This window comes from Flavobacterium sp. 11 (genome assembly GCF_002754315.1).
GTDB lineage: Bacteria > Bacteroidota > Bacteroidia > Flavobacteriales > Flavobacteriaceae > Flavobacterium > Flavobacterium algoritolerans.
This window is the reverse complement of sequence record NZ_PEFE01000001.1, coordinates 543394-555835: the sequence shown is the minus strand read 5'-3', so window position 1 is coordinate 555835 and position 12442 is coordinate 543394. Positions and strand designations below refer to the sequence as shown.

Here is a 12442-nt window from a genome sequence, read left to right as displayed (position 1 = left end):
TTCAGTAATTAGTGTTCAGTTACTGACTGTAAACTGACCACCGATCACTGACCACTATTATTTATTTTTTGCTAAAATTTCTTTTACTTCGGTTTTACAACTTCCACAGCCCAGTCCGGCACCGGTGGTTTTGCATAATTCGGTAAAATTAGTCACGCCGCTTTTTATGGCTTCTTCAATATTGCCGCTTCCCACTTGGCTGCAAGAACAAACGAGTTTTCCTAAAACGGGTTTCGCATTCGAACTTCCTCTCAGCAATGTATTTCTCTTGTCCGATAATTCGATTTTGCTTTCAATCATGGTTTTGAATTCGGCAAACTCATTTTTATCGCCCATCAAAATAGCGCCTACCAGCAAATCGTTTTTGACGATACACTTTTTATAGTATCTTTTTCCCAAATCAGAAAATACAATTTCTTCGTAGGAATCATCATTCTCTGGGATTTCAATTTCTCCAATGCTGCATAAATTGATGTCTTCGAGTTTCAGGATATTCATTAAAACCGAGCCTTTATAAAAACTGCTGATATCGCCGGCCATAAAATTTGCCAAAACATCTGCTTGTTCTTCAGCCGCTGAGGTGATTCCGAATAATTGATTGTTGAATTCAGCTATTTCGCCAATGGCAAAAATATTTGGATTCGACGATTGTAAATACTGATTTACTTTTACGCCACGTCCGCAGGAAATCCCTGATTCTTTGGCTAATTCTATATTTGGGATGGTTCCAATGGTGTACACGATGGCGTTTGCCGTAATAATTCGACCACTTTTCAGGGCAATTTCAATTTCGTTCGGATTTTCGGTTTCGAATACCGTGCTGACTTCATTATCAAAATAAATTTGAATGTCCCGAAGCTGTACTTCTTCGGCCAGTAATTTACTGGAGATTCGGTCTAATTGACGTTCCATTAATCGGGAAGCCCTTTGAATTATCGTAATTTTTACTTTTTTATGTTTCAAGGCTGCGGCCAATTCCAATCCTAATAAACCACCGCCTACAATAACAACATGTTGCTCTTCGGGAGGTAAATTAGTGTCATCCAGATAGTTTTTCAATCGGTCAGCATCTTCTTTTTTTCTGATGGTGAAGCGTCCTGGTAAGTGCAATTGCGCATTTTCAGGAATAAAAGGTCGGCTTCCGGTAGCCAATATCAAGGAATCAAAAGTATGAACGATGCCGTCACTGTCCAGAATTGTATTTTCTTTAGTGTTGATGGTATCAATTGAAACATTTGATTTCATCGTGATGTTGAGCTTGCTCAAGGCTTCGTCTTTGATTTTCAAAAGCTGTTCCCACGAAAGTTCTGCCGTTACATATTCCGGCAATAAAACGCGGTTATAGAAAGGATTTTCTTCATTCGAAAACACAATAATTTCATCCGAAGTATTGATTTCTCTATAGTTCTGAATGAATCGGAAAGCGGCTGCTCCAGCGCCAACGACTGCTATTTTCTCAAAAGGTTTCACATATTTGGCAACAGCAACGGTGGTGAACTTAAAATCGGGTTCTTTCGATGTTGGATCAACAACGGTATTGGTCAAATTATTGGTTCTGTTCAAATCATTTTCCAATTGTTTTCCCCAGTGCATCGGTAAGAAAAGCACGCCTTCCCTAATAGAATCAGATACTTTTGCTTTTACGCGAACAGTCCCATTTTTGCTCGTCACTACTACAATATCGCCGCTTTTTATGGTTGCTTTGTAGGCGTCAATAGGATTTATTTCCAGCATCGGACTTGGGATATGCGTCATCAATCGGGATACTTTTCCCGTTTTGGTCATCGTGTGCCATTGGTCTCGAATGCGTCCCGTTGTTAAAATAAACGGAAACTGATTGCTGGGTTGTTCCGAGGTGTTTTCAATCGCTGTCGGCAGATTAAAAATTGCTTTTTGCGAAGGCGTATAGAATTTTTTATCGGTAAATAAACGAGGCGTTCCGGGATGTCCATAATCTGGAACGGGCCATTGAAAAGTGCCTTCGTTTTTTAATCGATTGTAATTTAAAAAGGAAATATCAATATTGGTGTTTTTTGTCATCAGGCAATATTCCTTGTAAATGTCTTCGGTGGTGTTGAAATTAAACCCGCTAAAATTCATTTTTTTAGCAAAGCGAGTCAGGATTTCCACATCAGGAAGTGCTTCGCCCGGAGCATTGATGCCTTTTGGTAAATAGGAAATTCGTCTTTCCGAATTTGTCATCGTACCTTCTTTTTCTAACCAGCCCGCAGCGGGTAATAATAAATCGGCAAATTTTGACGTATCGGCATTATGGGAAATCTCTTGAACCACCACAAATTTGGCATTAGCCAATGCTTTTTCGACGCGTCGGGAATCGGGTAAACTCACCAACGGATTGGTGCAAATAACCCAAATCGCTTTCATCTTTCCAGATTCTAAGGCATCAAACATTTCTGTTGCCGTTAATCCCGGTTTCTCGGAGATGTCTTCCACTCCCCAAAAATCAGCGACTTCTTTTCGATGAACGGGATTGTTCAATTCTTTATGAACTGCGAGTAAATTTGCCATTCCGCCCACTTCACGACCGCCCATAGCATTGGGTTGACCCGTCAATGAAAAAGGCCCAGAGCCCGGTTTTCCTACTTGTCCGGTCAGTAAAGAAAGGTTGAGTAAAGCGGTATTTTTGTCTACGCCAATAGCACTTTGGTTGAGTCCCATCGCCCAAAGCGAAAGAAATCCTTTGGCTTTACCAATGATATCAGCGGCTAATTTGATATCGTTTACGGGTATTCCGCAAAGTTTTGATGCTTTCTCTAGCGAGCTTGCAAGAACTAAATCTTTATATAGTTTGAAATTTTCAGTGTGGTTTTTGATGAAATCAGTATCAGCATATCCTTGTTCGATGAGCCTTTTGGCCAAAGCATGGTATAAAATAATATCAGTCCCCGGAATGATTTGTAAATGCAAGTCGGCGTTTAAGGCCGAGTCTGTTTTTCGGGGGTCAACTACAATGATTTTTACTTTTGGATTCTTCTCTTTGTGTTGTTCGATACGTCTAAAAAGAATTGGGTGACACCAAGCAGGATTGGCTCCTGTTATCAAAAAGGTATCGGCGAGTTCAATATCGTCGTAAGCGATGGGAACCGCATCTTCGCCAAATGTTTTTTTGTAACCCACCACTGCTGAACTCATGCACAAGCGAGAGTTGGTGTCGATATTATTGGTTTTCAGAAATCCTTTTACCAGTTTGTTTACCAAATAATATTCTTCGGTAAGGCATTGTCCGGAAATATAAAATCCAACGCTATCTGGACCGTGTTTTTTTATGATGGAGGTAAAAACTGCCGCTGCACGTTCCAATGCAGTATCCCAGCTCACACGTTCCATAGGATGTGATTTACTCCATCGCATTTCTGGATATAGGATTCGGTCAGAAGTATCATTGACTACATAATGCAGGTTCATCCCTTTGGAACATAACATTCCTTTATTGACAGGATGGTTTTTGTCGCCAGTTACCGTTACTCCATTTTTAGAATCATTGGTTACTATAATTCCGCATCCTACTCCACAATAGGAACACGTAGTTTTGATTTCTGAATTTTGCATTATAGAATTTCTTTATTAATAATGAAAGCCTGCATTTGAGCGCTAACTAAGATATTGAAATGTAAAAATAAGTATTTTTACGTATTAATACGTATTAAATGAATATTATTTTATATTTTTGGTTAAAATAAATGAATGCATCCCATCATTTTGTAAACGATTTTTAAATTTTAGCTACGTATGAAAGAAGAATTAGCCACTTGTACCAGTTGCGTAAATGAAAATTGTTTTATAAAAAAGCACCTTCATTTAGAACAAATGAAAAAGTACATTGATAAAAATAGAAGTTTCACTTGTAAAAAATCGCAACAATTTATAATTGAAGGGGCGCCTATTCAAGGCTTGTATTTTATTTACAAAGGAAAAGTAAAGACTGTAAAAACAGGCATTCACGGCAGAGAACAAATTGTGCGTTTGACCAAAGATGGCGATACAGTTGGTTTTAGAGGCTTTGGAACGAGCAAGCGCTATCACATTGGAGCGTACGCTTTAGAAGATACAATGTTGTGTAATTTTAGTAATGAAGATATGCTGGAAATACTTCATAATGTTCCCGAATTCACCTTTGATTTAATGTTGTTCTACGCAGAAGAATTGAATAAAAGCGAGAATAACATTCGAAAAATTGCCCAAATGAACGTAAGGGAAAGAGTCATTGATACCTTATTGTATATTCATAAAAAATTCGGTCAGTTGAACGGTGTTATCGATTTGGATTTATCCAGAAAAGAAATTGCCGATTTTGCAGGAACTACTGACGAGCAAGTAATTAGAGTGATTTCAAGTTTGAAGAAAGAAGTCCTTATAACAACCATCGGTAAGAAAATAGGATTGGTCAACACCGACAAATTAAAATCTGAAATAAAAGAACACAAATACCTTTAGTGCTCAATTTCAGATTAGATCCACCACCCATTTCCCATTTAATTGATATCGAAAGTCTTTAAAAGTCAATTATCAAAACGCCTTTCCAGAAAATTCCAGAAGTTTCTACTTCCTTTTCTACGTATTCAATTCAGCTAACCTGCTGCTATTGCTTGGTTTGCTGCTATTTACTGCTAAAAAGCAGAAAGTAAACTGACTTAACTACTTTTTTTCTGGTATTAAAAAGCTATTTACAACTGTTTTTTATATTATACGTAAGTATTTATACTTACGTAAATTTGCTTCATACTAATTAAAACAGATGATTATGCAAAAGATTAAAATCACATCATTACGTATTCAAGGATTAAGAAAACTAAAAACTTCAAGTGTTACTCTTTCGAAATCTATTTTCTTAGGCATCGCCTTAACATTTTTAAGTTATAACGAGACAAAAGCGCAATTAACGGCAACAGGACAAGTTAGAGAAAGAACGGAACTTAGAGCAGGACAAGGAACATTGCAAAAAGAAGAGGATAAAGCAGGTTTGTTTACTTCACAAAGAGCCAGATTAAATGTAGGATATACAGGCTATCGTTTTAAAGTATTTATGGCCTTGCAAGACGTACGCGTTTGGGGACAAGATGCTTCTTCTATAAACAGAACAACCACGGAGGCGAATAACGGAATTTTATTGCATGAAGCTTGGGGAGAGATTATGTTGAATGATACAATAAGTAAAATCCAAAATCTATCCGTAAAGTTTGGACGCCAGGAAATCTCTTATGATGACCAAAAAGTTTTGGGTGGTTTAGACTGGTTGCAACAAGGAAGAAGACACGATGCCGTTGTTTTTAAATTTGCGAATAAAGGTTGGATTGCTGATGTAGGAGCGGCATTTAACCAAAATAAAGAGCTAAATACAGGTACTGTTTACAACGGGACAAACCCTGCTTATGGTGCTGGAACAAATGGAATTGCGACGATGTATAAATCGTTTCAGTATGCGTATTTAGGTCGAAAATTCTTCTTTGGAGACGTATCTTTTCTATTCTTTAAAGATGATTTTAATAAATATACCAATGTAACTTCAGGAACTCCAGCGGTAACTACCAAGGTATTTGGAGAAGGTGTTTGGAGCCGCAATACCACCGGATTTTATTTTAATTCTACGATTACGAGAAAACTGAATCTTACGGGAAGTCTTTACCACCAAGGCGGAAAGGACAAAGACGGTCGCTCTATAAGTGCTAATCTTGCTTCGATTACTTCAACTTTACAAGTGGGAAGAAAATTATTTGTAGGTCCCGGAATCGATTATTTATCGGGTGATGACGGTACAAAAACAGTAACGGCAACGTCAGATAATAATCGTTTTGATCCGCTTTACGGAACACCACATAAATTCTGGGGAAGCATGGATTATTTCTATGCGGCGAATGGCTTTGGAAAACAAGGATTGCTAAACTATTTCTTCAAAGTGAAATACAATGTAAAAGATAATTTGAGTCTCTTTTTAGATGTTCATGGTTTTCAAGCTGCGGATAAATTATCTAACGGAGCCGGAGGAGAATTAAGTTATTATTTAGGAACCGAAGTGGATTTGTTAGTGAAATACAATTTAACCAAAATGATCAATATTGAAGCGGGTTATTCTATCATGAAAGCGACAAATTCTATGGCTTCTGCAGCGGTTAAAAATGTTACAACACCAGATTTAAGCCCGCAATTTGCGTATGTGATGGTCAATGTTAAACCTAATTTTTTAGCTAAAAAATAAAAAAATAACTTTTAAATCTTTTTAAAATGAAAAAATCAAATCAACAAATAAGAAGGACTTTCCAAACCATACTATTGATGGTTTTAGTAGTATTCAGCTCGGCTTTTACAACAATAACCGCCCAAAATGATCCGGTGCGATTAGGATTTATACCACTTACGGATTGCTCGCCAATAGTTATGGCAAAGGAATTGGGTTTGTTCAAGAAATACGGTGTTGAGGTTGTGGTAACCAAAGAATCGTCTTGGGCAAATGTTCGTGACAAAATCCTAACAGGAGAATTAGACGGAGCACATTGTTTGTATTCCATGCCATTTTCAGTATACACTGGAGTAGGTGGAAAAGCAGGTTCCGAAATGAAAATTGCAATGATGTTGAATGTAAACGGACAAGCGATTACACTTTCAAAAGATTTTTGTGGAAAAGTAGGATTCAAACAAATGAATAAAGTGACTCCGGTTGTTGCAGCCAAATTAAAAGCCGAAAAAGAAGTGACTTTTGCGATGACATTTCCTGGAGGAACACACGATTTATGGTTGCGCAACTGGATGTCAATTGCTGGTTTGAATCAAAAAGCAGTAAAAATCATTACAATTCCACCGCCTCAAATGGTTGCCAATATGAAAGTGGGTAATATGGATGGATTTTGTGTAGGTGAACCTTGGGGCGGTGTTGCGGTAAAACAAGGAATTGGATTTACACAAGTGGCTTCTCAGGATATTTGGAAAGATCACCCGGAAAAAGCTTTGGTGGTAAACAAAGATTTTAGTGCCAAACGCAAAGCCGATTTAGTTAAAGTAATGAAAGCCGTTATGGAAGCCTGCATTTGGTTAGACAATCCTGTAAATCGTAAAAAAGCAGCGGCGATTATCGGTAGAGCACCTTACGTGAACGCTCCGGCTGATGTAATCGAAAACAGATTGATGGGAAATTATGATTTGGGTTGCAACCAAGGAACACAAGTGTATGCCAAAGATTATATGTTGTTTCACAAAGGCGGAATGGTTAATTTTCCTCGTAAATCACACGCAATATGGGCAATGGCACAGTTTGTTAGATTCGGATATTTGAAAGAAGCACCAAATTATGCTGCCATTGCAGATAAATTGATTTTGGATGATTTGTATAAAGAAGTAGCGGCGAGCATGAAGATTAAAGTGCCAAATGACGATATGAAACCGTTTGCACTTACAATGGACAAAACAGTTTTTGACCCTGCAAATCCTGCGGCTTATTTGAAAGTTGTAAAAAGATAAATGAATTATTAAACTAAATTTTAGAACCATGTCTGATAAAAACACACTAACTATTGATGCATTAGATTCATCCATCAATGTGGCGACAGAAAGCAAAAAAAGTGTCGCAGCAGAAAATTATAAACTCAAATTAGCCGTAAATGCACTACTTGAAAAATCAAAATCAGGCTTTTTTGCTGGGATTGGTTTGGTGATTTTTGGAGGCTTTTGGAGCGTATTGAGTTATTTTACTCAAGACGCGCTTCCGGGACCATTGGCTACTTTGACCGTTTTAAAAGAAATGTTAAGCGATCCGTTTTATGATTACGGGCCAAATGACAAAGGAATTGGATTGCAATTGTTCAGCTCTATCAAAACGGTACTTTCCGGATTTTTGTTGGGTTCTTTAATTGCCATTCCAATCGGGATTTTAATGGGAGCAAGCACTATTTGCAAACAAATTTTTTATCCAATCGTACAATTGCTCAAACCAGTTTCGCCGCTGGCTTGGTTCCCAATTGGCTTGGTCGTTTTCAAAGATACCGGAATGGCAACCATATTTATCGTATTCATCACCTCATTATGGTCCACACTGATAAACACTTCTTTTGGAGTTGCTTCGATTCCGCAAGACCATAAAAATGTGGCCAAAGCTTTTGGTTTTTCCAAAATGAGATACTTGACTAAAATCTTAATTCCATACAGTTTACCACACATCATAACCGGATTGCGATTGAGTATCAGCGTTGCTTGGTTGGTAATTGTAGCGGGCGAAATGTTGTCTGGTGGCGCAGGAATCGGGTTTTTTGTATGGGACAGCTGGAATGCGCTAAGCCTCGAAAAAGTAATTTCGGCCATTATTATCATCGGGATTGTAGGATTGCTTTTTGACAGAATCTTCACTTTTATCGAAAATAAAGTAGCTTACAAAGCGTAGTTTTAAAATCAGGAAGTTTTTCTTTTGGGCGTGCCCCTTCAGATTGCTTCGTCTGTCGCCTCGCAACTTTGGGTCGTGCTGTACGTTCCCGCTTTTTTTAAGCCGAAAAAAATCGGCTCAAAAAAGAGCTCCACTGCCATCACTCACGCAAACCCGATACATAAAGAATTCACTATAAAATAACATCGATTTTTAGAGCCAATCTTCAAATCATTAAATAAAGAAATCATGAGTTATTTAGAAATCAAAGATTTGGAAATTTCGTTTCCAACACCAAAAGGAAAATATATTGCTGTAAGAGATATCAATCTGTCCATCAAAAAAGGGGAAATTATCTCCATCATTGGACATTCCGGTTGTGGAAAATCGACTATTATGAATGCGATAGGAGGAATGCTTACGCCAACTGGAGGAACAGTAGCATTAGACAATAAAAAAATAAAAGGACCGGGACCAGATCGCGGAATCGTTTTTCAAAATTATTCGCTTTTGCCTTGGATGACTGTCGAACAAAACATTTTTCAAGCCGTAGATTCCGTTATGGATTGCTCCAAAAAAGAGAAATTGGAAATCGTAGAAAAAAACCTAAAAATGGTCAATTTATACGAACATAAAGATAAATTACCGGGACAATTATCGGGTGGAATGAAGCAAAGAGTTGCTATTGCCAGAGCTTTTGCTATTAATCCTGGCGTGTTGTTATTAGATGAACCCTTTGGCGCTTTGGACGCCTTAACCAAAGGTTCGATGCAACTGGAAGTGTTGAAATTATGGAATTTAAACAACCGAGAGAAAACCATCGTTATGATTACGCACGATATCGAAGAAGCATTATTCCTATCCGATAGAATTGTAGTGTTGAATAACGGTCCGGCTTCAACTATCAGGGAAATTGTAGAAGTACATTTACCAAGACCCAGAAACAAAATCGAAATCGTAAAAATGCCCGAATATATTGAGCTAAGAGATAAATTATTACACCTCTTAACCGATAAATTCTCCATCGAAGATATGGGAATGGTGTATAAAAGTTAGTTTTATTTAATTTTTTTGAGTGAAAAATCCCTGTAATGTTAAAACGTTACGGGGATTTTTGTTGGGTATATATTTAAACAGGGGACATTGTAAAGACGTACGACATAACCGCATTGTAGAGACGCACCTAGAGACGCACTGCAGTGCGTCTCTACGATACGATAAACAGGTTAATTGGGTTTTTAGATCGTAGTATTTATCATCAATCTCAAATATACACTTAAATTTAAAATGTCTTGTAAATGCAATTAAATCAATGATCGTTAATTCGCCAAGTCGTGGTTGATTTGGCACATTTAATTAGAAACAAAAACCGCAAATCACAAACATAAAATCTGTGAATCTGCGGTTGAATACTTTTTTTAGCTTCTACACAAGACATAAACCGTAATAGGAAAATTAGTCTTATATCTGTGTATGAAGTAAAAACTTTCTAGAGGAATCGAAATGTAGAGACGCACTGCAGTGTGTCTCTACTGTATAATAGGGAATTAGTGTATGAATAACAATTTCTTTAACCCAAATAACCCATTCAAAAAAGTATATTTTTATTTTTTGCGCTCCATTTCTCGGGATAACGTAGGTTGTTTTTCATTCATGATTTTCGTTACGGTATAGTGCATCCAAATCAAACAAATAGCTGAAAAAAGCAAGATGAATATCCAAGAGCTGGACCAAATTCCGGTAGCTGTCAATAAATAACTGAAGATAATAGGTCCAAAGAAACCGCCTAATCCACCAATCATTCCTACCATTCCACCTACAACGCCAACTTCTGTCGGGAAATATTCCGGAATGTGTTTGTAAACGGCAGCTTTTCCAATTCCCCAAGAAATACCAATCAGAATCACTAAAACTAAGTACACCCACATATTGGCATCAAAACGAATATGGGTGATTCCTTTTGCGACCAATTCCTTTTTCTTGACGTCTTGATTCTGGCTTACAACTACTTGTTGCCATGATGTTCTAACAGGAAAAATAGAACTTTGCTGCGGTTGTTCTGTCTTTTGCGTAATGGCAAAGTCAGTATCGCCAATTTTCACCTTCGAATCAGAAATCATTGTGATGGTTCCTTTTTTGGTGGCCAAAACTCCGGGTCCTGTTGTGGTAATATCCATTTTTGGAATCATCAACAAAGCACTTAGGATTACGGAAGAACCCAATACCCAATACATTACTTTTCGAGCACCAAATTTATCTGATAAATAGCCTCCAAAAGCGCGAATCACTCCGGACGGCAAGCTGAACATGGTGGCGAATAATCCACCCATGACAAGACTCGTTTGGTATACATTCATGAAGTTAGGCAACAACCATTGTGAATAGGCAACGAAACATCCAAAAACCAAGAAGTAATAGGCTCCAAATCGCCAAACACGCACACTTTTTAAGGATTGCAGCATTTGAGAAACGGTTTTGGTGTGGTTCTCTATTTTTTTGTTTTTGGCAAAAATCAAGAAAAATATCCCAATAACGACTAAAGCAAAACCATATATAAGAGGTAATAATTTCCAACCATTTTGCGGGTCTTCAATTGAAAAATGATTCAATAACGAAGGTGCTAAAAAAGTAGTTATGGCGGCTCCTGCATTTCCTATTCCGAAAATCCCCAATGCTCTACCTTGCCATTCTTTTGGATACCAAATAGAAGTATAGCCAATACCAACGGCAAAGCTTGTTCCTACCATACCAAACAAAAAGCTTAAAAGGGCAAACATAAAAAAACTATCCGCTAATGGCAGTAGAAATAAGGGAATAGAGCAGAGAAGGAGTAGTATGGAGAAAACGTATTTTCCGCCAAATTTATCAGTCAAAATTCCAATTGGTAATCGCATAATGGAACCCGTAAGAATCGGGATTCCCAGAAGCCATCCCACTTGTACAACGCTCCACTTGAAGATACCGTTGTCTACCAAGAAAGTGACCAAAACACCATTTAAAGTCCAACAAGCAAAACATATCGTGAATGCCAGTGTATTTAAAAACAAAATTTTATGCGATTGGGATAAAGAGTTTGAAGTTTTCATCGTACCTATATTTTTTACAAATATAAGTACTATTACTTAATTTAAGTATATTATACGTAAAAATACGTATTTATGTGAATATTTTAAAATTCGATGCATTTATTTCTAAATAGCCATAATTGAATCTATATATTATGAAATCATCAAACAAGTCGTTCTTTTTAGGGTTAAAAACAGTTTAGATTGCCTCAGAAATAGTTTTTAAATATGGAGTTTGGATTGTTTTAAACAACAAATAAAGAAAATAGCATACGTATTCTTAAAAAATAAGTGTTTTTAGAATTGTACTTATATCAAGGAATACTCGTTGGCTTTATTGGAAAGTTCCATTAAATTTTTGACTTTTAATTTTTTCATCAAATTAAAACGATGTACTTCGGCAGTTCTTTTGCTGATATCTAAAGCTTCGGCAATTTCTTTGTTTCCTTTACCTGACAATAAAAGTTTAAGAATTTCTCGTTCTCTTTTGGTAATCAACTGGTCTTCGTCCTGCATTGGTTTTGATTCCTGAATAGAAGTGGAGTTGTTCAGTTGTCCAATTAATATGGATGAAATATCGCCGCTGAAATATTTTCCTCCATTAGCAATAGTCTGTAATGCCTTAAGGAATTCTTCTTTACTGGATCCTTTTAGTAAGTATCCGTCGGCTCCAGCTTTGATTGATTTTAATACGTATTCCTCTGATTCATGCATGGACAGCATAACAATTTTTACCAAATTGTTTTGACTTCGCAGTTTTTCGACAACTTCAATTCCTGTCATATTAGGCATGCGAATGTCTAAAATTAATAAATCAGGTTTGCAGCTTTCTACTATTTTCAAAGCTTCCAAGCCGTCAGTCGCTTCACCGACAACTTCTATATTTGCTTCGTTTTCCAATAATGATTTGATTCCGTCTCTCACAAATACATGGTCATCTGCCAATACAACTCGAATAGTATTACTCATAATTTACTTAATTTTAAAATCTAATTTTTACGTATAAAAACCT

Annotated in this window: 8 protein-coding genes; 5 read left to right on the top strand and 3 right to left on the bottom strand. The window is 37.1% G+C overall.

Annotated elements, in window-relative coordinates:
- Positions 1-57: 57 nt before the first annotated feature.
- Entirely contained in the window at positions 58-3570 is a 3513-nt protein-coding gene (locus tag CLV00_RS02435) for a nitrate reductase (RefSeq protein WP_099713649.1), read from the bottom strand.
- 180 nt (positions 3571-3750) lie between these two features.
- Here CLV00_RS02435 and CLV00_RS02430 point away from each other — a divergent pair, with 180 nt between their 5' ends.
- From CLV00_RS02430 to CLV00_RS02410, 5 genes are all read left to right on the top strand, one after another.
- Entirely contained in the window at positions 3751-4455 is a 705-nt protein-coding gene (locus tag CLV00_RS02430; RefSeq protein WP_099713648.1) for a Crp/Fnr family transcriptional regulator, read from the top strand.
- 307 nt (positions 4456-4762) lie between these two features.
- On the top strand, positions 4763-6214 hold the full coding sequence (locus CLV00_RS02425; protein ID WP_099716205.1) for an alginate export family protein: 1452 nt from the start codon (positions 4763-4765) through the stop codon (positions 6212-6214).
- Positions 6215-6240: 26 nt separating this feature from the next.
- Positions 6241-7470 carry a CmpA/NrtA family ABC transporter substrate-binding protein gene (locus CLV00_RS02420; protein WP_099713647.1) on the top strand — a complete coding sequence of 410 codons (1230 nt, stop codon included), beginning with the start codon at positions 6241-6243 and terminating at the stop codon, positions 7468-7470.
- Positions 7471-7498: 28 nt separating this feature from the next.
- Positions 7499-8386: a nitrate ABC transporter permease gene (gene ntrB / locus CLV00_RS02415; protein WP_099713646.1), complete on the top strand. Its 888-nt coding sequence runs from the start codon at positions 7499-7501 to the stop codon at positions 8384-8386.
- A gap of 228 nt (positions 8387-8614) precedes the next feature.
- Complete coding sequence (locus CLV00_RS02410; RefSeq protein ID WP_099713645.1) at positions 8615-9421, top strand: ABC transporter ATP-binding protein; 807 nt, start codon at positions 8615-8617, stop codon at positions 9419-9421.
- Between the two features lie 548 nt (positions 9422-9969).
- Here the strand turns inward: CLV00_RS02410 and CLV00_RS02405 are convergent.
- Positions 9970-11451, bottom strand: a complete 1482-nt coding sequence (locus CLV00_RS02405) for a nitrate/nitrite transporter (RefSeq protein ID WP_099713644.1) — start codon at positions 11449-11451, stop codon at positions 9970-9972.
- Between the two features lie 288 nt (positions 11452-11739).
- Positions 11740-12399 (bottom strand): response regulator transcription factor, encoded by a 660-nt coding sequence (locus tag CLV00_RS02400; RefSeq protein WP_099713643.1) that lies wholly within the window; start codon positions 12397-12399, stop codon positions 11740-11742.
- Positions 12400-12442 lie beyond the last annotated feature (43 nt).